This window comes from Saccharopolyspora erythraea (assembly GCF_018141105.1).
GTDB lineage: Bacteria > Actinomycetota > Actinomycetes > Mycobacteriales > Pseudonocardiaceae > Saccharopolyspora_D > Saccharopolyspora_D erythraea_A.
On sequence record NZ_CP054839.1, the window covers coordinates 8,178,038 to 8,201,163 of the forward strand.

Here is a 23,126-nt window from a genome sequence, read left to right on the forward strand (position 1 = left end):
CCGGGCAGTCTGGGGCCATGAGCACAACGATGCGGGCGATCAGCCAGGACACCCTCGGCGGTCCCGAGGTCCTGAAGGAAGTGGAGCTCCCGCGGCCCGAACCGGGGCCCAGCGAGGTGCTGGTGCGGGTGCACGCGGCGGGCCTGAACCCGACCGACTGGAAGCACCGCGGCCACAAGCTGTTCCTCGGGCCGCCGCCGTTCGTCCTCGGCTGGGACGTCTCCGGCGTGGTCGAGGAGACCGGCACCGGGGTCACGCTGTTCAAGCCGGGCGACGAGGTGTTCGGCATGCTGCCCTACCCGCACGGCGTCGGCTCCCACGCCGAGTACGTCACCGGGCCGGCTCGCGCGTTCACGCGCAAGCCCTCGCAGCTCGACCACGTGCAGGCGGCGGCGGTGCCGCTCGCGGCGCTGACCGCCTGGCAGGCCCTCGTCGACACCGCGCAGGTGCAGCCCGGGCAGCGGGTCCTCGTCCACGCCGCCGCGGGCGGTGTCGGGCACATGGCGGTGCAGATCGCCAAGGCCCGCGGGGCCTACGTCATCGGCACGGCCAGCGAGGGTAAGCACGAGTTCCTGCGCGCCCTCGGCGCCGACGAGCTGGTCGACTACCGCGAAGTCGACTTCGCCGACGTCGTCCGGGACGTCGACGTCGTGCTCGACACCATCGCGGGCGACACCCGCACCCGGTCGCTGCGCACCCTGCGTCCCGGCGGCCTGCTGGTGTCCATCCTTCCGTACGGGAAGGAGGAACTGGACGCCGAAGCGGAACGGCTCGGGGTCCGCGCGGAACTGCTGCTCGTCGAGGCCGACCACGCCGGTATGAACGCGATCGCCGACCTGGTCGAGCAGGGCGCGCTGCGCCCGAGGGTCGAGGCGACGTTCACCATGCCGGAGATCCGCAAGGCGCACGAGGCGGGAGAAACCGGCCGCACGACCGGGAAACTGGTACTCGTGGTCCGCGACGACGAATAGCGTTGTCGCCCGTGAGCATCACCAGGGCGGCCTGAACTCGCTCGACGTCTTCGGCGTGGACCTGTCGCCGAAGACGTCGAGAACGCACGGCGGCTGCACCCAGACCTGCGGTTCGACGCGGGGTCGATGACCGAGCTGGAGCTGGCCAACGGTGGCCGGCGGCACCGTCGCCTGGTACTCGATCATCCACACATCGCAGGAGCGTTTACCGCAGGCGACGTGCTCGCAGGACGACGTCGTTGGTGTGCTGCGTGCCCGCGGGTGCCGAGGCGGTTCGTGGACGGGTTTCGTTGACCAGCACGCTCCAGCCGTAGTCGAGGATCTTGACGATCTCGTCGGGCTGGTAGTAGTCGCCGGGGTCGAAGCCGTGCTCGTTGTCCGGGGGCACGTCGGCGGGGTCGTGGCTAGCGAAGATCAGGGTGCCGCCGGGGGCGACCGAGGCCAGCAGGCCGCGGAGCGCGGTGTGGTCCGGTTGGTGCCGGAGCGGGAAGTACTGGACGGAGACCAGGTCGAACGCGCCGGTCGGGGGCGGCGTGGTGGTCAGGTCGCCATGCGTCCACGCCACACGCCCGGTGACGTCCGCGCCGGCCGCGGCAGCGCGTTGCAGGGCGACGCGGGAGACGTCGACCGCGGTGACCTGCCAGCCGCGGCGGGCCAGCCATAGCGCGTCGGCGCCTTCACCGCAGCCCACGTCGAGTGCCTGTCCCGGTGTTGTGCCCGCGATCTCGGTGACGAGCACTCCGTTGGGGTTGCCGCTGAAGAGCTGGTCGCGGCCGCGATACAGGTCGTCCCAGAACTGTGCGTCCATTTTTCCTCGCCTCGCTGGTCAGTGGTTGTCGAGCACGCCGTGCCGCCGTTCGCCGACGACCTGTGCGCAGATGCGCGCTTCCGATTCCGGAGAGAAAAGATCGCGCCGGGCCCGAACTGCGCGGCGGGTGTCCTCGGCGATGAGGTCGGCGCCGACGATCACCGCGCCATATCTGCTGTTCCGGGCCTCCTGGGCCATCGCGACCGCCTCCGGCAACAACATGCCCCCGCCGGTGGCGGCCCGGCAAAGTTCTTTGCTGAAATTGCAAAACGCGGGCACGGTGGAGGCATGAGCGACGAGTTCGACGCCGTGCTCAGCGCCGTCGGCCCGCGACTCCGTGCGCTGCGCCGCCGCCGCGGAGCGACCCTGACCGCCCTGTCGGAGACCACCGGCATTCCGGTCAGCACGCTTTCGCGGCTGGAGTCCGGGCACCGCAAACCCGGCGGGTTGCAGGCGTTCAAGCAGATCCTCCCGGCCGGACCCACCGACGCCGAACCCGATCCCCGCTCGCACGAGGGTTACCACTGGCTTTACGCCCTCAACGGGCGGCTGCGCCTGGTTCTCGGCGATCAGGACCTCGTGCTCACCGCCGGTGAGGTGGCCGAGTTCGACACCCACCTCCCGCACTGGTTCGGCAACGCCGACACCCGGCCGGTCGAGTACCTGAGCATCCTCGGCCCGCAGGGCGAACGCTTCCACATCAGAGCCCGCCACCGACGAGCCTGACCGACGCATCGGCTTCATGGCCGGGGCATCCGCGAGGGCAAAATCGCTCGCATCGGCGTTCGGTGCGTACTACACAGGGCGGATGGTCGATCATCACCCGCTTCGTCCCATCACCGACGACGAGTTCGAAGCCTGGGCTCGGATGATCGCCGACACCTACGGCATGGACCGCTCCGGCGAGGAGATCGCCAACCAGCGCGCCGCCACCGATCTGAGTCGCACCATCGCCGCTTTCGACCAGGAGGTCCCCGTTGGAGGCGTTTCCCTCTACCCCCGGACCCTGACCGTCCCCGGCGCACACGTGCCCGTCGCGGGTGTCGCTTCGGTCGGCGTCGCGCCGACGCATCGGCGTCGTGGAATCCTCACCGCGATGATGCGTCGGCAGCTCGCCGACCTGCACGAGCAGGGGCGCGAACCGATTGCCGTGCTACGTCCGTCCGAAGCCGCGATCTACGGCCGATACGGCTACGGCCCCGCCACCCGGGGGAACCGAATCCGGTGCGAGAAGCGCTCCATGTCCTTCCGCCCCGGAACGGACTTCGGCGACGGGTCCGTCCGGCTCGTCGATCGTGCTCAGGCACGACCCTTGATCGAGAAGATCTACGACGAGGTCGGGGCAGCCTCGGTCGGTTGGCCGGACCGAGCCGACTGTCATTGGAACGTTCGTCTCTCCGACGAGCCACACGCGCGCGGCGGCGCGACCTTGCAGCGATTCGCCCTGCACCGGGAGCCGGACGGTCAGGCCACCGGCTATGTCTGCTACCGACACAAGGGCGGACTGGACGCTCTGGGCAACGACACCAGCGCGGTGCTGGTCGACGAGCTGGCAGCGGTCTCGCGTTCCGCCTACGCCGCGCTGTGGCGTTTCCTCGCCGGAATCGACCTGGTGCGGTGGATCGAGTACGAGGGCGCCGTGGACGAGCCGTTGCCGCACATGCTGACGGACCCGCGCTCGGTGCGCTCGTCCGCGGTCGACCGGCTTTGGGTGCGGCTGGCCGACGTCGACCGCGCGCTGCCGGCACGCCGGTACTCGGCTCCACTCGACATCGTGCTGGACGTCGACGACGCCTTCTGCCCGTGGAACGCCGGTCGCCACCACCTACGAGCGGACGGCGACGCCGTCAGTTGCGAGCGCACCAAGGCGTCCGCTGACCTGCAGCTCGGCGTGGCCGAGCTGGGCGCGGCATTCCTGGGCGGCACGACGCTGACGTCGCTCGCAGCCGCGGGCCTGGTCCGGGAACTGCGGCCGGGCGCGCTGGCTCAGGCATCAGCCGCCTTCCGCGGCGTCCGAGAACCGTTCTACCCAGGCGGCTGGGCCTTTCCCCTCTACTGATCTCACGCCGCCACTGCCCGCAGCCTCACAGTGATGGCTGTTCTTCGGCTCGGGCCTGGGCGTCGAAGCGCGCTCGGGCGAGTTCGACGTCCGGCAACGTGACGGTGGTCCAGTGCAGGAGTGCGTCGATGAGGTCCTGCAAAGACCTTCCGAGCGGCGTGATGCGGTACTCGACGGCGACGGGACGCGTGTTCGTGACGATGCGCTCGACCATCCCGTTGCGCTCCAGGCGCCGAAGCGCGGCCGTGAGCGACTTCTGCGTCACGACCGGGATTGCCCGACGGAGCCCGTTGAAGCGCAACGGCCCCTCGCACAGTGCGTCGAGGACCTGCAGTGACCACTTGTCGAGGACCTGGTCGAGCAGCTCGCGGTGTTGCTCGGTGAGCTGAGGGCTTTCCGAATGCGGTGGGGCGGTTTCCGGCATGACACCTAGTCTCGTTGAAGTTCCCTTGTAATACCAGGTAGACATCGGATACCTACTCCGAGAGCGAAGGGGACACCCACCTCATGGCCGTGCAGCTGCTGACCCCGGAAGGCATGTTCGCTCCCGTTCCGTATCACCACGTCTCGATCAACACGGGTACTCGCCAGGTGCACGTGGCCGGCCAGATCGCGCGCGACGCCGAGGGCAATCCCGTCGCGACAGGCGACCTCGCCGGGCAGGTCGCGCACGCGCTGCGCAACACGGCACGCGGCCTGGCCGGGGCCGGAGCGAGCTTCGGCGACGTCGTACGCCTCCGGTTCTTCGTCACGCACTGGAGCCCGGACAAGTACGACGACTTCATCGCGGGCATCGAGCGCGTCGCGGACGAGCTCGGGATACCGCGGCCGTTGCCACCCGTGTCGGCGATCGGCGTCGACTACCTTTTCGAGCCCGACGTGCTCGTCGAGGTCGAGGCGTTCGCCGTGCTCGACTGAGATTCAGGCCGTCGCATCACGGACCGAGGATGCCGGGACCCTGCGGCGTTCGCAGGGTCCCACCTGGCCTGGGGCAGTCGTCACGACGCCACTTCAAGCCGCGCGCCATTGCGCCACGCGGCGGCCAGGTCTTGTATCGGCAGGTCGAGTACCTCGCTGAGGCAGGCGATCGTGCCGAACGCGGGGGTCGGGAGCCGGCCGGTCTCGATCTTGCGCAACGTCTCCGGCGACATGCCGGCCGCGTGCGCCACGTCGCCGAGATCCCGGTTTGCTCGCGCTTCACGCAGCAGTATCCCCAGACGCCTGCCGGCCTCGATCTGTTCGGGCGTGAGCGGATTGCGAACCACGGCACCAGAGTACGACTGGTATTTTAATACCGCGAGCGCTACGTTGGTATTAAAATACCGACGTAGTGAGGTTACCCGTGATCGAGTTGAAGTCGCCCGCAGAGATCGAGCGGATGCGCACCACTGGGCAGTTCGTCGCCCAGATCCTGTCCGAGCTCGGCGAACTCGCCGACGTGGGCGTCAACCTCCTCGACCTGGAACACCACGCGCGCAGCCTGATCCGCCAACGCGGGGCGCAATCCTGCTACTGGGACTACGCCCCGTCATTCGGCAAAGGCCCGTTCCGCAACGTCATCTGCCTGTCGGTCAACGACGCGGTGCTGCACGGACTGCCCCACGACTACGCGCTGCGCGACGGCGACGTCCTCACCATGGACCTCGCGGTCGGGATCGACGGCTGGGTCGCCGACTCCGCCCGAACCATCATCGTGGGCACCCCAGCCGACGACGACCTGCGACTCCTCCGCGCGACCGAGGAAGCGCTCAGTGCCGGCATCGAGGCCGCGAGACCAGGCAACCGGCTGGGCGATGTCTCAGCGGCGATCGGGGCGGTCGCCACCGGCTATGGCTACCCGATCAACACCGAGTTCGGCGGCCACGGGCTCGGACGGACCATGCACGAGGACCCCCATGTCCCCAACAAGGGCCGCGCGGGCCGCGGCCTCAAGCTCCGAGCGGGCATGACCCTGGCACTCGAACCCTGGTTCGCCCGCACCACCGACCGGATCGTCTTCGACCCCGATGGCTGGACCATCCGCTCGGCCGATGGCTCGCGCACCGCCCACTCCGAGCACACGGTCGCGATCACAGAAGACGGCCCCCAGGTGCTCACCCAACGCGTGCCACATCACGCGGACTCGACCTCGGCATAACGGCACCCCTACAACTGCGCCGCTATTCCTGGGCCATGTCCACGAAACGGCTGTAGTGCAGCTGGTGGGCCACGGTGATGGTGGAGGTCGGGCCGGCGCGGTGCTTGGCCAGGATCAGGTCCGCCTCGCCCATGCGCGGGTCGTCGCGTTCGAAGGCGTCGGGGCGGTGGATGAGGATGACCATGTCGGCATCCTGCTCCAGCGAACCCGACTCGCGCAGGTCCGACAGCTGCGGCCTCTTGTCCGTGCGCTGTTCGGGACCTCGGTTGAGCTGCGAGATCGCCACCACCGGAACCTCAAGCTCCTTGGCCAGCAGCTTGAGGTTCCGGGAGAACTCCGAGACCTCCTGCTGACGCGACTCGACGCGCTTGCCCGAGGTCATCAGCTGCATGTAGTCGACCACGACGAGCTGGATGTCGTTGCGCTGCTTGAGCCTTCGGGCCTTCGCGCGGATCTCCATCATGGTCAGGTTCGGTGAGTCGTCGACGAACAGCGGCGCCTCGCTGATCTCGCTCATCCGCCGCGCCAGCCGCGTCCAGTCGTCGTCGGTCATCCGGCCGCCGCGCATGTCGCCGAGCCGGATGCGGGCCTCGGCGGAGAGCATGCGCATCACGATCTCGGTCTTGCCCATCTCCAGGGAGAAGATGACGCTGGCCATGCCGTGCTTGATCGACACCGACCGGGCGAAGTCCAGCCCGAGGGTGGAGTTGTGCGTCGGGATCATCGACCGGCTCGCGAGGTAAAGGTGGTCGTGCGCGTCTACCTGCACGCACCTGACCGGCACACTCGGGACTGGCCGCACATCCGTGATGTAACGAGACTCGGAGCGCCGCGTGTTCGTCGCGTTCCTCCGCTGCTTGTGCAGCAAGTTCTTGCGCTCGAGTCGGAACACCTCGTCCTCGGTCGTGAAGGTCAGTTGGTAGAAGGTCGACGAATCCTCGGTTCGCCCCTTCACCTGCTTGGTGCTCAACGAACACCGGTAGCCCAAGCTGGCGATGAGCTCTTGCACGTCCCGTGCGAGCCGCTCATCCACGACCCCGAACTGAACTGATCCCCCGGCCCCTACGGTGCCGTCCGTATCCAGCAGTCCAGCCAGCAAAGCCCGGCGCTGTCGCTCAGAAGCCCGGAGGTATTCAGCCGGGATGTGCTTGTTCCCCAGCACGCCCAGCGAACGCAGGGCGCCAACGGCCGTTCCGTGGTGGGCGTGGCACTCGTTGCATCGCGCACCCGAACCCCTCCGCGGGTTGTCGCAATCGATGCACGTCAACGGTTCCGGCTGAACCCCCAGAGAGCGCCCCTTCCCGGCGCACGCGTAGGAGCAAGCCCGCACGCTCCGGTAACTCGGGTGGAAGGTCGCACCGCAGACAATGCACTCCCGCGTGCCCGGCACTTCCGGGAGGCTGAGCCCGTAGGTGACGGTCTCTCCCTGCTGCTTGACGATGAGCCCTTCATCTTCGATGTTGACGAGGATCTGCGGGTCTTCTGTCGTGATCCGAGCACCCCGCGAGTGACCGTCACCGAGCCAGGCGCCCAGCGTGTAGGGCGGAACGAGCACTTCACTGTCCGGCAGCGACAGGGGAGCAGTGGTGGGCACGGCGAAGTTCAGCCGGCCGTCCGAGCATCGCAGTTGATCGAAGATGTCCTTGGTCGTGGCGATCTCGCTGTGCGTCGCCTTGGTGGAGGCGTTCATCGGGCGAGTGATCCAGTCGTACAGCTCGCCCAGGAACTCCTGCCTGGAGAACACCGGGGTGGGAACGGTTCCACTACGCATCTGGCCAGAGAAGGGGCGAAGCTCCTTGGTTCCGCGCCACACCTTGGTAACGATGCGGTGGAGCGTGTTCCGGAACTCCTCGCCAATCAGCGCAAGGGCTTCCCTGGAGCTGATGAGCTGGTCCTGCTCGGCCAAGGATTGCTCATAGACGGCCTGGACTCGCGCGATGGCCGATTGCTCCCAGTACAGGGACGTCTTGTTCTCGGTGATCTGGCGGCGGCGGGCTCGGGTGGTGACCTTCCACTGGTGTTCGGCGTCGGCGACGATCACAGAGCCATCGGAGAACTCGACTTCATAGCACGGTCGGTCGTCCATGACCTCGGTAGCGGCGACAACGGTGGTGGGGGTCCCGTCTGAACCCAGCAACTCGTCACCGACCTGGACCCCGCCCATCGTCGTCCAGCCGTATGGCGTAGGCAGCGGCGTGTCCAATGCCAAAGCCTTGCCGACACCGGGCCTGGCCGCGACGATGATCATCTGTCCGGGGTGCAGGCCGTTGGTGACTGCGTCGAGGTCGCTGAAGCCGGTCGGGATGCCCAGGGACTCGCCGCCGCGGGAGGCGATGGCGTCGATCTCGTCCATCGTGGGCTGCAGGAGGTCCTCGAGGGCGGCGTAGTCCTCGCTGGTCCTGCGCTCGGTGACGTCGTAGATCGCGGCCTGCGCGCGGTCGACGACCTCCTCGATCGGTGAGCCCTCCGAGCCGTGGTAGCCGAGCTGCACGATGCGCGTGCCTGCCTCGACCAGCCGCCGCAGCAGCGCCTTCTCGGCGACGATCTCGGCGTAGTAGCCGGCGTTCGCGGCGGTCGGCACCGTCGCGATGAGGGTGTGCATGTACGGGGCGCCGCCGACGCGCAGCAGTTCCTGCCTGCGGTCGAGCTCGGCGGACACGGTGATCGCGTCGGCGGGCTCACCGCGCCCGTACAGGTCGAGGACGCAGTCGTAGATGGCCTGGTGGGCCGGGCGGTAGAAGTCGTTGGGCCGCAGCACTTCCACGACGTCGGCGATGGCGTCCTTGCTCAGCATCATGCCGCCGAGGACGGACTGCTCGGCGGCGATGTCCTGCGGGGGCTGCCGTTCGAACGACCCGTCGTAGTTCGCGGATCCGCCGCCGCCGGGGGAAGGTTCGGCTCCTCGTTCGTCGGCCAACGTCACCGGTACCTGACACCTCCTCGAGGACCACCGCGCCGGGCGCGACGCGATGAGGCGACCTGTGCGCACGACAGGTCATGTGCCCGGGCACGACGCCCATGCCGACCCGTGCAGCCGTCGGACGCAGTCTGGCGCGCGAGCGCTCAAGATCACTCGCAGTTGCGTCACCACACGCGCGGAGAAGCTAGATCGCCCGCTTGGAGCAGGCAAGCCGAGCTGTGGACAAACCCCGGGACAACCTGTGGACAGCTTGTGGAAGCCTGGGGACAACTGTCCCCCAGGCCGCCGCACCGCTGGGGACAACCTGGGGACAACCGGTCAAGATCGACCAGAACCCCCAGCTCATCGGCTGTGTGCAAGCTGTGGAAGAAATCCGGGGAAAACTCTCGGCGTGTCGCGGGCGAGTTGGTTCTTCGGCGTGTCGGAACGCGATTCGTCTACCAGGTCGGGAGTGACCACGACTACGTCATCAGGGTGACGACGCCCCCGGATGGATCAAGAAGGACCAGAACGGGGGCGCCATCCGCGAAAAGCCACGGGATGCCGGTCCGGTCGGAGCCCGAGGGACCGGCATCATCCGCTCGATCGCCGCCAGCGGTTGCCGGCGGCGTCCGTTCAGCTCGCGGCGGAGATCTGAACGCTGACCGACGCCTTGACGTCGGGGTGCAGTCGCACGTCGACGGCGTGCTTGCCCAGGGACTTGATGTGCCCGCGGGTGTCGACCGAGCGCTTGTCGATGTTCGGGCCACCGGCCTTGCGCACCGCGGAGACGATGTCGGCGGCGGTGATCGAACCGAACAGCTTGCCCTGCTTGGAGACCTTGGCGGTCAGGTTGACCAGGCCCAGGCCCTGCAGCTGCTGCTTGAGCTCCTGGGCGTGCTCCAGGTTGCGGACCCGCTTGGCCTCCTGGGTGCGGCGGATCGTCTCGACCTGCTTCTGCGCGCCCTTGGTGGCCACGATCGCCAGGCCGCGGGGCAGGAGCAGGTTGCGGGCGTAGCCGTCCTTGACCTCGACGATGTCGCCGGACTCGCCGAGGCCGGTCACGTCAGCGGTGAGGATGATCTTCACGACGTGTCTCCTTCCAGCGATCAGCGAGCGGTCGAGGTGTAGGGCAGCAGCGCCATCTCGCGGGCGTTCTTCACCGCGATGGCGACGTCGCGCTGGTGCTGGCTGCAGTTGCCGGTCACGCGACGGGCACGGATCTTGCCGCGGTCGGAGATGTACTTCCGCAGCAGCGTCGTGTCCTTGTAGTCGATGCTCTGCGCGGCCTTGTCCTTGCAGAACACGCAGACCTTCTTCTTCGGCTTGCGCACGGGCGCCTTGGCCATCGGTCTTCCTCCTGAGCGAAAACTTCTGTCTTTGGTGCGGGGTGGCGCCGTTAGAACGGCGGCTCGTCGCTGAACCCGCCGCCGGAACCGGCAGGCGGGGCCGAACCCCACGGGTCGTCCGCGGGCGGGGCGCCCCCACTGGGGCCGCCGAACCCGCCACCGCTGCGGCTGACCTTGTTGACCTTCGCGGTCGCGTAGCGCAGCGAGGGGCCGATCTCGTCGACCTCCAGCTCGACGACGGTGCGCTTCTCGCCTTCCTTCGTCTCGAAGGAACGCTGGCGCAGCCGGCCCTGCACGACCACCCGCATGCCGCGGGTGAGCGACTCCGCGACGTTCTCCGCCGCCTGCCGCCAGATGTTGCAGCGCAGGAACAGCGCCTCGCCGTCCTTCCACTCGCCGCTCTGGCGGTCGAACGTCCGGGGCGTGGAGGCGACCGTGAAGTTCGCCACCGCGGCGCCGGACGGGGTGAAGCGCAGTTCCGGGTCGGCGGTCAGGTTGCCGACCACCGTGATTACCGTTTCACCAGCCATCGCCTGGGGACTCCAGTCTCCTAGATGCGGGTTCGCCTGCTGCGCTGTCCGCCGGTCAGGCGGGCGCCTCGGTGCGGGGCTTGGCCGCCTTGGCCGCGGCGCGGGCCACGCGGGCCGCCTTGCGCGGCTCGACAACCCGGCGCAGGACCTTGGTCCGCAGCACCGTCTCGTTGAGGTTCAGCTGGCGGTCCAGCTCCTTGACGGAGGCCGGCTCGCTGTTGAGGTCGAGGACCACGTAGATGCCCTCGGCCTGCTTGTCGATCTCGTAGGCGAGCCGGCGGCGGCCCCAGACGTCGACCTTCTCGACGCTGCCACCGTCGTTGCGGATGACGTTGAGGAAGTTTTCCAGTGACGGAGCGACAGTGCGCTCGTCCAGGCTCGGGTCGAGGATGACCATGAGCTCGTAATGACGCATGAAGACCACTCACCTCCTGTGGACTCACGGCCACGGGCTTTCCGTGGCAGGAGGGTCGTCGCGTCGACGAACCGTTCAAAGGTAGCAAGCGCGCCCGGCGGACCTCACCGGGGGCCTCACGCCGCAGGTCACGCCCGGTCCGAGGCCGTACCGGCGGAGCCTGGTCACTGCCTCCGCAGGACCCACGTGCGCACGAGCGCGGCGGTCAGCCCGGCGATCGAGACGGCCGCCAGCAGCACCGGCAGGGCCACGCGGTCGCCGCCGGTGGCGGGCAGGGCCTCGGCGTTGCCGACGGCGCGGACCTGCTCCTGCTCGCGCTGCTTCTGCTGCTGCTCGGCCCACGGCTTGGTGAGGGTGCCGACGTCGGGTGTGAAGCCGGGCACCTGGCCGTATCGCGCCCACGGCGGCAGCGAGCCGGGCACGTAGGAGTAGTTGCCGGGCACCGCCCGGTAAGGCGCGGCGGCACCCTGCGTGGCGTATGCCTCGGGCGGCAGCGGCGCGCCGGGAGGAGGGGCCTGCACATCGTCGCTGGTCGGCGTCTCGGGCGGCGCGGGCTGCGGCGGAGGCGGCGCCGGCTGCGGATCCGGGGCGGGCGCGGGCGGCGGCGGTGGAGGCGGTTCCTCTGGGGCCTCCGCGTTGACGGTGACCGCGTTGCCGATGCTCACCAGGTTGCCGAAGTGCCAGGTCACCGCATCGACCTTGTCCTCGGGCAGGCCGAGCTGGGCGATGCGGGGCTTGGCGGCACGGGCGATGTCCCCACCGGAGTAGAAGTTGCGGCCCTCCTCGGCGGTGCCGAGCGGGATCGGCGGCAGCGCCCGGAAGCGCTCGGTGGCGTCGGCGGCAGCGCTGAAGTTCAGCGGCATCGCCAGCAGCACCGCCTCGCGGACCTTGAAGTCCATCGCCGACGGCGACAGCGCGATCGGCTGGCCGACAACGGCGTCGACGATCGCCAGCGAGCGGTCGACGACCAGCGTGTCGGCGGCGGCGCTGCCCGCGCCGAGGAACGTGCTCGCGGTGATCGCCAGCCCGACCAGCCCGGCGGCGACGCCGCGCCTCGCCCGCCGCACCAGCGGGTTGACCCCCTCATCGCGCACCCGCGCGTCCGGTGCCGATCCGTCACCCATGGCGAGACCTCCCCTGCAACTCCCGGCGCACGAACATCGTTCACCTTCTCAGAGGGATCAACTGCGCAACAGCCTCGAGGTGATGCGTCAGGGCCGAATTCGGCGGAAATCCCACGATCTAAGCTGGAGCCATGCGCATCGGTGCCCACGTCCGCGACGACGATCCGCTGTCCGCCGCCGCCGAGCGCGGCGCCGAGGTCGTTCAGTTCTTCCTGTCCGACCCCCAGGGCTGGAAGGCCCCGAAACCGCACCCGCAGGCCGACCAGCTGCGCGAGAGCGACCTGACGGTGTTCATCCACTCCCCGTACGTGATCAACGTGGCGTCGCTGAACAACCGGATCCGCATCCCGTCCCGCAAGCTGGTCACCCAGCAGGCGAAGGCCGCGGCGACGGTCGGCGCGCAGGGCCTGGTGGTGCACGGCGGGCACGTGACCAAGGACGACGACCCGGCCGAGGGCGTGGCCAACTGGCGCAAGATGTTCGAGCGCCAGGCCGACGAGGGCGGCTTCGAGGTGCCGGTGCTGATCGAGAACACCGCGGGCGGGGCCAACGCGATGGCCCGCCAGTTCGACGCGCTGGCCCGGCTGTGGGACGCGGTCGGCGAGTTCGGCGCGGGGTTCTGCCTGGACACCTGCCACGCGCACGCCGCGGGCGAGGAGCTGCTCGACATCGTCGACCGGGTCAAGGCGATCACCGGCCGGATCGACCTGGTGCACCTCAACGACTCCAGGGACGGCTTCGGCTCGTCGCGGGACCGCCACGCCAACATCGGCGCCGGGAAGATCGACCCGGAGCTGCTGGTGGCGGTCTGCTCCAGCGCCGGAGCCCCGGTCGTCGTGGAGACGCCGGGCGAGGGCCAGGCCGACGACATCGCGTACCTGCGCGAGCGCTGCCCGTCGTGACGCCTCGCGCCGCACCGCGCGGAGGCCCCGCACCGGACACACCCAGGAGGTCGCCATCAGCACTGCGGGTGCCGGTCGACGGCTGACGATGGCGGGCCTGGTCGCGTTGTGCCTGCTCACGGCCGCGACCATGTTCCTCGGGTACGCCAACAAGGAGCGCTGCACGGGGCCGGAGTTCAACGAGTGGGGCCGGTCCGGGCCCGCCTACCAGGAGCGCTCCTACGGCGAGGTCTGCTACTCCGACATCCAGAACCTCTGGATCGGGCGGGACATCGACCGGCACACCTTCCCCTACGTCCACGGCGGGATCGACGAGGACGGTTCGCTCTACGGCGGTGTCGTCGAGTACCCGGTGCTGTCGGGCCTGGTGATCTGGCTCGGGGCGCTGCTCGTGGATACCGACGCCGGGTTCCTGGCGGCGTCCGCGCTGCTCATGGCGCCCTTCGGGCTGGCAGTCGCGTGGTGGCTGGGCCGGTTGAGCGGCTGGCGGGCGCTGCTGTGGGCGCTGGGCCCGCCGCTGGTGCTCTACGCGTTCCACAACTGGGACCTGCCCGCGGTGGCCTGTTCGGTGGCGGCGGTGTTCGTGGTGCACCGGTGGACGTCGGTGCCGTTGCGCAGGCGGGCGATGCTCGGCGCCGTGCTGCTGGGGGCGGGGTTCGCGTTCAAGATCTATCCGGGGCTGTTCGTGCTCCCATTGGCGCTGCACGTGCTCACCAGCGGTTCCAGGCGGTTCGACGTCAAGGGCGCGTTGCAGGTCGTGGGGGTCGCGGCGGCCACCGTCGTCGCCGCGAACCTGCCGTTCGCGCTGGCCGGGTTCCGGGGCTGGCTGGCGTCGTTCCAGTTCCAGTCCGACCGCCAGATCGACCTCAGCACGAACTCGATCTGGTACTGGGGCTTTCGCGCCTACACCGGCAGCGACGAGTTCCAGGCGGTCATGGGTGTGGTCTCGCCCGTGCTGATGCTGCTGTCGTTCGCGCTGGCGTGCTGGCTCGGCTGGCGCGGATACGTCCGCACCGGCCGATATCCGTGGATCCAGGTGTCGGCGGCGATGCTCTGCGGGTTCCTGTTGCTGCACAAGGTGCACTCGCCGCAGTACACGCTGTGGCTGCTGCCGTTCTTCGTGCTGGTGTCGGTGCGGTGGGAGTGGATCGCGGCTTACCTGCTGGCGGACGCGGCGATGGGGATCAGCATCTTCCGCTGGCTGTACCTGGCCATGGAGGGCGAGCCCAGCGGTATCCACGACGGCTTCACCGCGCAGGCGCTGATGATCGGCATCTGGGGCCGCGCCGCGCTGCTGGTCGGGCTGTTCGCGGCGTTCCTGGCGGCGCGCAGCCCGGTCGACGACGACGAGCGCCGAGGTCCGGCGGCCGTGGACGGCCTGGCGGCTAGGACGGTTGCCCTGCCGGGACCCGGTCGGCGCCGTCGCGGTGGCGCAGGCCGGGCAGGGTGAAGCGGTCCCGCGCGCCGTCAAGGAACCCGCCGCACGGATCGTCGACGACGGACGCGGTGCGGCCTCCGCGCAACGCCAGCGCGGTGCGGACGCGGTCGCGGGCGGGGTCGAGGACCTCGCGGACGACGAGCACGCACAGGGCGACGACCACCGCGTCCCGCAGGACCACCGCGCCGAGGAACCAGCCCTCGGGCAGGCCCTTGTTGCCGGTGCCGAGGTAGTAGTACATGCGCGGCGCCCACACCAGCGCGTCGAGGAGCATCCACGACAGCATCAGCCGCCAGCGCGGGATCGCCAGCACCGCCAGCGGCACCAGCCACAGCGAGTACTGCGGGCTCCACACCTTGTTGGTCAGCAGGAACACCGCGACCACCAGGAAGCAGAGCTGCGCGAGCCGCGGGCGCACCGGGGCGGCCAGCGCCAGCCAGGCGATGCCGGCGCAGGCCAGCACGAACAGCGCCCCGCTGACGAGGTTGAGCACGACCGGCGTCTGGCCGGAAGCCAGCGGCCCGTCGAAGCCGGGCCAGCCGGTGAAGTAGGACACCGCGTTGTAGAGGGAGTCCGGGTCGGCCGGGCGTTCGGCGTTGAGGTGGAAGAACTCCCGCCATCCGGCCGGGTAGAGCAGCAGGATCGGCAGGTTCACCGCCAGCCAGCTCACCGCGGCCGCGAGCAGCGTGCGCATCCCTTCGCGCAGCCGCCCGGAACGCAGGCACAGCACCAGCAGCGGGCCGAGGAAGAACAGCGGGTAGAGCTTCGCCGCCCCGCCCAGACCGATCAGCACGCCCGCCAGCACCGGTCTGCGCCGCGACCACGCCAGCAGCCCGGCGGTGCCGAACGCGGTCGCCAGGGCGTCGAAGTTGGTGAAGACGTGCACGAACGCCAGCGGGCTGACCGCGGCCAGCGCGGCGTCCCACACCCGTCTGCGGCACAGCGCGACCAGGGCCCACACCGTCGTCAGCCACGCCGCGGTCAGCCAGAAGACGCTGACGTTGAAGTACAGGACGGTGATCATCATGGCCGGCAGCCAGCCCATGCTCGCCAGCGTCGACCAGCCGTCGGCGATCTTGGCGTTGACCCACTGGAACAGCCCGGTGAGCACCGGGTACTCCATGTACCGGACCTTCTCCTGCGGGGTGCCCGTCTTCTCCAGCCATGCCGTCTTGTACGGGAAGACGCCGTCCGGCGCGAGGTCGCCCATGCCGTAGCGCGGGATGATGTCGGTGTAGCACATCGCCGTGTACTGGCGGCTGTTGCGCCAGTCGAGCTGCGGGCCGTTCTTGGTGTCGTAGGTCTGCAGGCACGGCGCCTTGAACAGGAAGCCCGCGGCGAGGGTGAGCGTCGCGAGCAGCAGCACCACCCGCAGCGGTGTCCAGAACCACTGCCTGCCGACCTGGGCGTGCCTGCCGAGCGGCCCGCCGAACGGCCTGCTCAGGCGCATGGCGACCGACTCGGTCCAGGTCGGGGCCACCCGGTCCGCCGGACCGAGCGAGTCGCCGTCCACAGCCGCGCTCACGGGCTCGGACGTCTCGGTGCGGGCGTTCTCGGGCGAGGTGGACACGCCCCGGGATGCTACGGCGTTGGAACGCCGACGACCCCTGGGCGGGTGGATCACGCCACCTCGGCCCAGGGGTCGTCCTGCTCAGCCGCGCCGGTCGCGCGGGGTCAGCCGCCGCCCTCGCGGCCCCGCGTCGGCGGTACCGCGTTGCCCGGTCCGCCGTTGTTGGGGTCGCCTCCGCCGTTCTCCTCGTCGTCGCAGCCGAACCACGGGGAGCACGGCCGCTCGCCGGAGGTCTGGGTCTCCGACGGCTCCTCCGAACCGCTGGTCTCCGACGTCGGCGGGGCCGAGGTCGTGGGCGGCGCCGAGGTCGTCGGCGGGGCCGAGGTCGGCGGCGGCGGTGGCGGCAGGGTGTCGTACTGGCCGATCGGGACGGCCTTGTCGAACTTCTCCACCGGCTTGCCCTCGAGGTAGGCGTTCATGAACAGCTGCCAGATGTCGCCGGGCACACCGGAGCCGTAGATCGCCTTGCCGCTGGGTTCCTTGATCGGCAGGACCGGGTGCTCGGCGTCGTTGGCGCCGAGCGACACCGCCGCGGAGATCTGCGGCGTGTAGCCGACCATCCACGCCTTCGAGTTGTTCTCGGTGTCCAGGTACTGGTGGGTGCCGGTCTTGGACGCGACCGGGCGGTTGCCCTTCAGCCCGAGGTCGGCTTCCTTGGCCACGTTGAGCAGCGTCTCGGTGACGTTGGCCGCGATGTTCTTGCTCTCGTCCTCGTCGTCGGAGAACGCCGACTCGGGCTTCCAGTCCTGGTGCAGCTCGATTGCGCCCGAGGAGCTGGTGATGCTCTGCACGAACCGAGGCTTGACCCGCATGCCGTCGTTGGCGAACGTGCCGTAGGCGCTGGCCATGTCTATGGTCCGCACCGGGTACATGCCCAGCGCGATACCGGCGTCGACACCGCCGTTGGAGCTGCGCAGGCTCGGCTTGCCGTTGTACTTGTCGGGGATCCCCGCCTGCTGGGCCGCCTTGGCGACCTCAGGCGTGCCGAACTTGGCCGCCATGTCGACGAACACCGTGTTGACCGACTTGGTCATGGCCTCGCGCACACCGCACGACGTCGGGACGTCGCACTTGATGCCGCGGGCGTTGGCGAACGGGGTGCCGAGGATCGTCCGCGGTGACGAGCCGTCGTAGACCTCGCCGATGCCCTTGCCCTGCTCGAGGCCGGCCGTCACGACGAACGGCTTGAACGACGAGCCCGGCTCCTGCATCGCGTCGGCGTAGTCGAAGCCGCCTGCCTCGGTGCCGCCGTGGTACGCCTTGATGGCGCCGGTCTTGGGGTCCACCGCGACCAGCGCGGGCTTCAGCTCGGGACGCTGGCCCTTGGTGCCCTCGGCGACGGCGTCCTCGGCGGCCTTCTGGGCGGCCGGATCTATGGTCGTGTTGATCGTGAACGCCCCGCGGGACAGCGTGCTCTCGTTGTAGCCCGCCTTGTCCAGCTCAGCCAGCGCCTGCTTGAGGACGTGGCGCTGGTTGGGCGACATCGAACCGGTGCTGCGCCACTCGTCGCGCTCCAGCGTCATCGGAAGCGTCATGCCGGCGCGCTCGGCCTTGCTGACGAAGTTGTTCTTCACCATCTGGCCGATCACGTACTCCCAGCGCTCCTGGCCCTGCACCGGGTCGTAGCGCGGGTCGTTCTCGGTCGGGCGCTGCACCATGCCCGCCAGAACCGCGGACTCGGCGGCGTTGAGATCCTTCGGTGACTTGCCGAAGTAGGCGTTGGCGGCCGAGTCGATGCCGTAGGCGCCGCGGCCGTAGTAGGCCGTGTTGAGGTAGGCCATCAGGATCTCGTCCTTGGGCCGCTCCCTGGTCATCTTCAGGGCGAGCACGACCTCCTTCACCTTGCGGACGTACGGCGACTCCTTGCTGGTGAGGTCCTGGTCCAGCTTGATGTACTGCTGGGTCAGCGTGGAACCGCCGCCGACACCGCCGCCGCTCACCATGAAGTAGGCCGAGCGCGCGATTCCCATGATGTCGAAGCCGGGGTTCTGGTAGAACGTGGCGTCCTCGGCCGCGAGCGTCGCGTTGCGCATCGGCTCGGAGACCTCTTGGCGCAGGTCACGGATCATCTTGCGCGGCTTGCCGTCGTTCGGCGTGTACCGCGTCATGACCTCGCCGTTGGCGTAGTTCAGCGTGATCGTCTGGTCCGTCTTCGCGGCGGTCGCCTCCGGGTTCGGCACCGGCCAGGCGAAGTAGCCGTAGGCGAAGACGGCAGTCGGCACCAGGATCATCAGTGCGGCCGCGACGTAGCAGGACCGCCGGATGCGCCGCCATATCTTGCGCTTGCGCGCCTTCCTGGCCATCAGCTCGTCGTCCGGGTCGTCGAAGTCGCCGTCGGGGTCCTCGTCGGCATGGTCGCCGTCCCGGTAGTCGTCGTAGCCGTCGTCGTGCGCGTCCGCGGTGTACGGGTCGTCGTAGTCGTAGACGTCGTCGCCGGGGGGGACATCGTCGGCGTAGTAGTTGTAGCCGCCGCTGGACTCCTGGTGCGTGAGCAGCTTGGGCTCCGGCGCCGACCCTCCGGCCGCCTGCCCCGCTGCACCGGCCGCACCGGCGGCACCGCTTCCCGCAGCACCGGCCGCGCCGCTACCCGCGGCTCCCGCCGCACCGGCGCCCGCGGCCGCCGCTCCCAGGGCAGCAGCGCCCGCGGCGCCCGCCGCTGCGGCGCCACCACGCCGGGTCGCGTCACCGCGGTTGCCCGGATGCTGCGGGATGTTCTCGGTCGGCTGCTCGCCGGGCGGGGCCTGGGGCGGACGTCCGGGTGGCGGCGGTACACGCCGCGTGCCCTGACCCGCGGGGCCCTGCCCCTCCGGACCCGGGCCGCCGGGACCCTGCTGCGCGCCGGGGCCCTGGGGACCACCCGGGCCCTGCGGGCCGCCGGCCGGAGGCCGCTGGCCGGGGCGCTGCCCGCCGGGCGGAGGTGGCGGCGGCCCCTGGCGGCCCGCCGCCGGAGGAGGCGGAGGCTGCTGCGAGTACGTGGTCGGCAGGTCGAGATTGCCCCCGCCGCCGCTGCCGCCACCGCGGCCCGCGCCCTGGTCGCGGCCGCTCAGGCGGTCACCGAGCGAGGAGGGGTCGTCATCGTCGTCGAACGACGGCGCCCAGGCACCGGTCCGCTCCTGCGGGGGCTCCGCCTCCGGCCAGGCCGGACCGCCGGGCGGCGGCGCCGGACGCTGCTGCCGGGTGCCCTGGTCCGGGCCGCCGCGGCCACCCGCGGGCGGCTCGCCAGGCCACTGCGGCCCTCCGGCAGGCGGCCTGCCCGGGGGCGCGCCCGGCGGTCCGCCGGGACGCCCCTGCCCGCGCGGCGGTTGCGGCGGACCCTGCGGCGGGCGAGCCTGGTCGCCGGGCCGCTGCGGCGGTCCCGGGCGTTGCGGAGCCGGTGGCGCGCTTCGGTCGTCGGGTCTGCCGAAGTCTCGACCGTCGTTGGGCTGCCGCGAGTGGCGGCCGCGGTCGCGGTCGTCACGCTCGTCGTTCACGAGTTGGCCTCCAGGACAGGCGTCATGGGACGCCGGGCGATGCGTTCACGTCGGGGGTCCGCCGCACCGGGTGCGGATGGCCGCGCCGGGGGACACGGCCCGTTCACTCTGCCGCAGTCTTGCGCCGGGACCGGCGGTTGTTCAACCCGCCCGTCCCCAGGACGTACGACTGCACCAGGTGGTTCCAGCTACATGTGCGGCATACCTCTACGACATAGACGTTGAACTCTTCGAACATGGTCGCCATCCGGGCGAGTTCCTCCGGGGCCCGCGCCGACCCCGAAGCGTGCTTGAGCTCGTCGCCGAAGACCCACGAGACCAACGTCAGCGGCTCCTTGCGGCACACCGGGCAGGTCACGTCGCTGGGCTCACCATGGAACTTCGCGGCACGCAGCAGGTACGGGCCGGCGTCGCAGACCTCCATCACCCCGACCCGGCCAGAGTGGACCTGCGCGAGCAGCGACCTGCGCTGCAACGCGTAATCCACCACCTGCCGTTGGGTCCGCACGACCACAGGGTACGTGCCGGAGGCGAACGCTCCATGCGCCGTTCAGGGCAGCCACCGCGACCGCGCTGACCAGGTGTGTCGGGAACAGCACATCCCGACCGCCGAATTAGTCACCCGATATATCGGCGCGATATGATGCCCCGTTGGCGAGCCGATCGTCCGGCCATGAGGAGGTGCGCATGCTCGAGCTGGCCGTGCTGGGTCTGCTGCATGACGCCCCGATGCACGGTTACGAGTTGCGGAAGCGGCTGAACAGCCTGCTCGGAGCGTTCCGCGCCTTCTCCTGCGGAACGTTGTACCCGACGTTGCGCAGGCTGCTGCGGGCCGGGCTGATCGAGGAGGAGGCGTCCGGGCCGGGCAACGGCCTGGGAAGGCGCGCCAGGAGGGTGTACCGGCTCACCGCCGCGGGTGGACAGCGGTTCGCCGACCTGGTCGGGGACTGCGGTCCGCAGGCCTGCGACGACGACGCCTTCGGGGTGCACGTGGCGTTCTTCTCGCGGACGCCTGCCGAGGTCAGGATGCGGATCCTGGAGGCGCGCAGGCGGCGGGTGGAGGAGCGCCGGGAGGGGCTGCGCTCGGTGCTGACCGGTGGTGGGCTGGACCACTACGCCACCGCGCTGCACGAGCTCGGCCTGGAACACAGCGAGCACGAGGTTCGCTGGCTCAACGAGATCATCGAGCACGAACGGGCGGGCTCGGACGCCGGCGGGCCAGTGGGAGGCCGGCGGGAATCGCGAGGACACGACAGATGACCAAGAAGGAGGGCCCTGCCATGGGCGCAGACCGCCGCGGTGCAGGAGCGGTGCGGGTGGCGATCGTCGGGGTCGGCAACTGCGCGGCGTCGCTCGTGCAGGGTGTCCACTACTACGCCGACGCCGATCCGGACACCCGGGTCCCGGGCCTGATGCACGTGCAGTTCGGCGACTACCACGTGCGTGACGTGCAGTTCGTCGCCGCGTTCGACGTCGACGCCAAGAAGGTCGGCCGCGACCTCTCCGAGGCCATCGTCGCCAGCGAGAACAACACCATCAAGATCGCCGACGTGCCGCCGCTGGGCGTGACCGTGCAGCGCGGGCACACCTACGACGGTCTCGGCCGCTTCTACCGCGAGACGATCGAGGAGTCCGACGAGGAGCCGGCCGACATCGTCCGCGCGCTGCGCGAGGCCGAGGTCGACGTGCTGGTGTCCTACCTGCCGGTCGGCTCGGACGAGGCCGACAAGTTCTACGCCCAGGCCGCCCTCGACGCCGGCGTGGCCTTCGTCAACGCGCTGCCGGTGTTCATCGCCTCCGACCCGGAGTGGGCGAAGAAGTTCGCCGACGCCGGGGTGCCGATCGTCGGCGACGACATCAAGTCGCAGGTCGGGGCCACCATCACGCACCGGGTGCTGACCAAGCTGTTCGAGGACCGCGGCGTGCACCTGGACCGCACGATGCAGCTCAACGTCGGCGGCAACATGGACTTCCTCAACATGAAGGAGCTGGAGCGGCTGGAGTCGAAGAAGACCTCCAAGACCCAGTCGGTCACCTCCCAGGTCCAGCGCGACCTCGGCAAGCGCAACGTGCACATCGGCCCGTCGGACTACGTGCCGTGGCTCGACGACCGCAAGTGGGCCTACATCCGGCTGGAGGGCCGCGCCTTCGGCGACGTGCCGCTGAACCTGGAGTACAAGCTCGAGGTCTGGGACTCGCCGAACTCGGCGGGCATCATCATCGACGCCATCCGCGCCGCGAAGATCGCCAAGGACCGCGGCATCGGCGGCCCGGTCCTGTCGGCCTCCTCCTACTTCATGAAGTCGCCGCCGGAGCAGTACTCCGACTCCGCGGCCTACCAGGCCGTCGAGGACTTCATCGACGGCAAGCGCGAGAACTGAACCCCGCGCGGGAACCGGCCCGTCACGCGAAGACCGCCGGAGGCGTGCCTCCGGCGGTCTTCGCTGTTCGTGGGCTCAGCGGCGCTCAGCGCTGCAACTGCTGTTCGGCTCGGGCGAGCACGGAGTGCACGGAGGCGTGGCCGTCGGTGGTGACCCACGACACGCGCAGGCCCGGGCGCACGCGCCGGCGCCCGATCCGCATCGGCCACCCGGCGGTCTGGCGGATCTGCTCGGCGATCTCCTCGCCGGTGCCGCTGGGGTGCTCGGCGATCACCGCGAACTCGTCGCCGCCGTAGCGGGCGACCGTGCGGTCGTCGCTCATGCCGTCGCGCAGCCGCGCCGCGAGCGTGGTGAGCAGCTCGTCACCGCGTTCGAAGCCGTGCTGCTGGTTGAACTCGGCGAGCCGGTGGACGTCGACCAGCACCAGCGTGGCCAGCGTGCCGCCGAGCCGGGCGCGCACCAGCGACTGCTCGAGCCGGTCGAGCAGCAGGATGCGGCCGGGCAGGCCGGTCAGCGGGTCGATCAGGCCGCGGCTGTGCGGCACGTCGGTCTGCACCGGTTGCAGCAGCATCAGCACGCGGCTGTGCCCCTGCACGCGGACCGCGTGGTAGTCCACCCACAGCCGGCTCTGCGCGCGACCGCCGCGCACGATCACCATGGGCATGGACAGCGGTGACCCGGCGCGCAGTACCTGACCTGCGAGCTCGGACCAGTCAGGCATCGGCGCACCGGTGTCGTCGCGGGCCTGCCAGTCCTCCGGCCGGGTCCCGGTGAGCACGTCGGACCTGGCCAGCTGCAGCAGTTCCGCGGCCACGTCGTTGGTGGCCAGCACCTGACCGCGGTGATCGGTGAGCAGGACGCCGACGGTCAGCCCGGTGATGAGTTCATCCCAGACCGGCGTGAGCTGAGCCGGTGTGGCCACATCGAGGACACTCATTCGGCCCCCTCCTCCCCACCAAACGGAGCAGTCCGTTCGAGCCTCCCCTTCCGGTGGGTCCGAATTCAAGGGCACAGCTACCACCCGTAACGGTGGTATTACGAAACCGCGCATGACGCAGTGTCAGTGGGCGTCC

Annotated in this window: 24 protein-coding genes; 9 read left to right on the forward strand and 15 right to left on the reverse strand. The window is 70.0% G+C overall.

What is annotated here, in order from left to right:
* The first annotated feature begins 29 nt into the window (after positions 1–29).
* Positions 30–971 (forward strand): NADP-dependent oxidoreductase, encoded by a 942-nt coding sequence (locus tag HUO13_RS36895; protein ID WP_211903411.1) that lies wholly within the window; start codon positions 30–32, stop codon positions 969–971.
* A gap of 18 nt (positions 972–989) precedes the next feature.
* Here HUO13_RS36895 and HUO13_RS36900 read toward each other — a convergent pair whose 3' ends face one another.
* The 3 genes from HUO13_RS36900 to HUO13_RS36910 are packed head-to-tail and all read right to left on the reverse strand — an operon-like array spanning position 990 to position 2,001.
* Positions 990–1,157 carry a hypothetical protein gene (locus tag HUO13_RS36900; RefSeq protein ID WP_211899435.1) on the reverse strand — a complete coding sequence of 56 codons (168 nt, stop codon included), beginning with the start codon at positions 1,155–1,157 and terminating at the stop codon, positions 990–992.
* 19 nt (positions 1,158–1,176) lie between these two features.
* Complete coding sequence (locus HUO13_RS36905; RefSeq protein WP_211899436.1) at positions 1,177–1,779, reverse strand: class I SAM-dependent methyltransferase; 603 nt, start codon at positions 1,777–1,779, stop codon at positions 1,177–1,179.
* Positions 1,780–1,797: 18 nt separating this feature from the next.
* The gene (locus HUO13_RS36910) at positions 1,798–2,001 is read right to left on the reverse strand and encodes a hypothetical protein (protein WP_211899437.1); all 204 of its coding nucleotides are present in this window, start codon (positions 1,999–2,001) and stop codon (positions 1,798–1,800) included.
* Positions 2,002–2,067: 66 nt separating this feature from the next.
* Between HUO13_RS36910 and HUO13_RS36915 the strand changes: the two genes are divergently transcribed.
* Positions 2,068–2,505, forward strand: a complete 438-nt coding sequence (locus HUO13_RS36915; RefSeq protein ID WP_211899438.1) for an XRE family transcriptional regulator — start codon at positions 2,068–2,070, stop codon at positions 2,503–2,505.
* 82 nt (positions 2,506–2,587) lie between these two features.
* Entirely contained in the window at positions 2,588–3,838 is a 1,251-nt protein-coding gene (locus tag HUO13_RS36920; protein WP_211899439.1) for a GNAT family N-acetyltransferase, read from the forward strand.
* 25 nt (positions 3,839–3,863) lie between these two features.
* Here HUO13_RS36920 and HUO13_RS36925 read toward each other — a convergent pair whose 3' ends face one another.
* Positions 3,864–4,262, reverse strand: coding sequence for a winged helix-turn-helix transcriptional regulator (locus tag HUO13_RS36925; RefSeq protein ID WP_211899440.1), 399 nt, complete (start codon positions 4,260–4,262; stop codon positions 3,864–3,866).
* An 83-nt stretch (positions 4,263–4,345) separates the two neighbouring features.
* On the opposite strand from HUO13_RS36925, the gene HUO13_RS36930 reads away from it, so the two are divergent.
* Positions 4,346–4,756: a RidA family protein gene (locus HUO13_RS36930; protein WP_211899441.1), complete on the forward strand. Its 411-nt coding sequence runs from the start codon at positions 4,346–4,348 to the stop codon at positions 4,754–4,756.
* 80 nt (positions 4,757–4,836) lie between these two features.
* On the opposite strand, the gene HUO13_RS36935 is transcribed toward HUO13_RS36930, so the two are convergent.
* Entirely contained in the window at positions 4,837–5,103 is a 267-nt protein-coding gene (locus tag HUO13_RS36935; protein WP_211899442.1) for a helix-turn-helix transcriptional regulator, read from the reverse strand.
* Positions 5,104–5,180: 77 nt separating this feature from the next.
* Between HUO13_RS36935 and map the strand changes: the two genes are divergently transcribed.
* Positions 5,181–5,975: a type I methionyl aminopeptidase gene (gene map, locus HUO13_RS36940; protein ID WP_211899443.1), complete on the forward strand. Its 795-nt coding sequence runs from the start codon at positions 5,181–5,183 to the stop codon at positions 5,973–5,975.
* Positions 5,976–5,997: 22 nt separating this feature from the next.
* Here the strand turns inward: map and dnaB are convergent, their stop codons facing one another.
* The 6 genes from dnaB to HUO13_RS36970 all read right to left on the reverse strand — a co-directional run bounded on the left by dnaB (position 5,998) and on the right by HUO13_RS36970 (position 12,292).
* Positions 5,998–8,892 (reverse strand): replicative DNA helicase, encoded by a 2,895-nt coding sequence (dnaB, locus tag HUO13_RS36945; RefSeq protein WP_432757873.1) that lies wholly within the window; start codon positions 8,890–8,892, stop codon positions 5,998–6,000.
* Between the two features lie 618 nt (positions 8,893–9,510).
* Positions 9,511–9,963, reverse strand: a complete 453-nt coding sequence (rplI, locus tag HUO13_RS36950) for a 50S ribosomal protein L9 (protein ID WP_211899445.1) — start codon at positions 9,961–9,963, stop codon at positions 9,511–9,513.
* A gap of 20 nt (positions 9,964–9,983) precedes the next feature.
* Entirely contained in the window at positions 9,984–10,223 is a 240-nt protein-coding gene (rpsR, locus tag HUO13_RS36955; RefSeq protein ID WP_009948341.1) for a 30S ribosomal protein S18, read from the reverse strand.
* A gap of 50 nt (positions 10,224–10,273) precedes the next feature.
* Positions 10,274–10,753 carry a single-stranded DNA-binding protein gene (locus HUO13_RS36960; protein ID WP_211899446.1) on the reverse strand — a complete coding sequence of 160 codons (480 nt, stop codon included), beginning with the start codon at positions 10,751–10,753 and terminating at the stop codon, positions 10,274–10,276.
* Between the two features lie 55 nt (positions 10,754–10,808).
* Positions 10,809–11,168, reverse strand: coding sequence for a 30S ribosomal protein S6 (gene rpsF / locus HUO13_RS36965; protein ID WP_211899447.1), 360 nt, complete (start codon positions 11,166–11,168; stop codon positions 10,809–10,811).
* 164 nt (positions 11,169–11,332) lie between these two features.
* Positions 11,333–12,292 carry a hypothetical protein gene (locus HUO13_RS36970; RefSeq protein WP_211899448.1) on the reverse strand — a complete coding sequence of 320 codons (960 nt, stop codon included), beginning with the start codon at positions 12,290–12,292 and terminating at the stop codon, positions 11,333–11,335.
* A gap of 131 nt (positions 12,293–12,423) precedes the next feature.
* Between HUO13_RS36970 and HUO13_RS36975 the strand changes: the two genes are divergently transcribed.
* Together HUO13_RS36975 and HUO13_RS36980 are read left to right on the forward strand one after the other, a co-directional pair.
* The gene (locus tag HUO13_RS36975; RefSeq protein ID WP_211899449.1) at positions 12,424–13,194 is read left to right on the forward strand and encodes a deoxyribonuclease IV; all 771 of its coding nucleotides are present in this window, start codon (positions 12,424–12,426) and stop codon (positions 13,192–13,194) included.
* Positions 13,195–13,282: 88 nt separating this feature from the next.
* Positions 13,283–14,644 carry a glycosyltransferase family 87 protein gene (locus HUO13_RS36980; RefSeq protein WP_249124346.1) on the forward strand — a complete coding sequence of 454 codons (1,362 nt, stop codon included), beginning with the start codon at positions 13,283–13,285 and terminating at the stop codon, positions 14,642–14,644.
* Here the strand turns inward: HUO13_RS36980 and HUO13_RS36985 are convergent.
* The 3 genes from HUO13_RS36985 to HUO13_RS36995 form a co-directional block, all read right to left on the reverse strand.
* Positions 14,580–16,202 carry a glycosyltransferase family 87 protein gene (locus HUO13_RS36985; RefSeq protein WP_211899450.1) on the reverse strand — a complete coding sequence of 541 codons (1,623 nt, stop codon included), beginning with the start codon at positions 16,200–16,202 and terminating at the stop codon, positions 14,580–14,582. The two genes, HUO13_RS36980 and HUO13_RS36985, sit on opposite strands and share 65 nt — an antisense overlap.
* Before the next feature lie 104 nt (positions 16,203–16,306).
* Positions 16,307–19,672, reverse strand: coding sequence for a transglycosylase domain-containing protein (locus HUO13_RS38235; RefSeq protein WP_211899451.1), 3,366 nt, complete (start codon positions 19,670–19,672; stop codon positions 16,307–16,309).
* A gap of 103 nt (positions 19,673–19,775) precedes the next feature.
* Positions 19,776–20,180 carry a DUF5318 domain-containing protein gene (locus HUO13_RS36995; RefSeq protein WP_029621532.1) on the reverse strand — a complete coding sequence of 135 codons (405 nt, stop codon included), beginning with the start codon at positions 20,178–20,180 and terminating at the stop codon, positions 19,776–19,778.
* Between the two features lie 179 nt (positions 20,181–20,359).
* Between HUO13_RS36995 and HUO13_RS37000 the strand changes: the two genes are divergently transcribed.
* Together HUO13_RS37000 and HUO13_RS37005 are read left to right on the forward strand one after the other, a co-directional pair.
* Complete coding sequence (locus HUO13_RS37000; RefSeq protein ID WP_211899452.1) at positions 20,360–20,932, forward strand: PadR family transcriptional regulator; 573 nt, start codon at positions 20,360–20,362, stop codon at positions 20,930–20,932.
* A 20-nt stretch (positions 20,933–20,952) separates the two neighbouring features.
* Positions 20,953–22,053: an inositol-3-phosphate synthase gene (locus HUO13_RS37005; RefSeq protein ID WP_211903412.1), complete on the forward strand. Its 1,101-nt coding sequence runs from the start codon at positions 20,953–20,955 to the stop codon at positions 22,051–22,053.
* 85 nt (positions 22,054–22,138) lie between these two features.
* Here the strand turns inward: HUO13_RS37005 and HUO13_RS37010 are convergent, their stop codons facing one another.
* Positions 22,139–22,990, reverse strand: coding sequence for a sensor domain-containing diguanylate cyclase (locus tag HUO13_RS37010; RefSeq protein ID WP_211899453.1), 852 nt, complete (start codon positions 22,988–22,990; stop codon positions 22,139–22,141).
* Between the last annotated feature and the right edge of the window lie 136 nt (positions 22,991–23,126).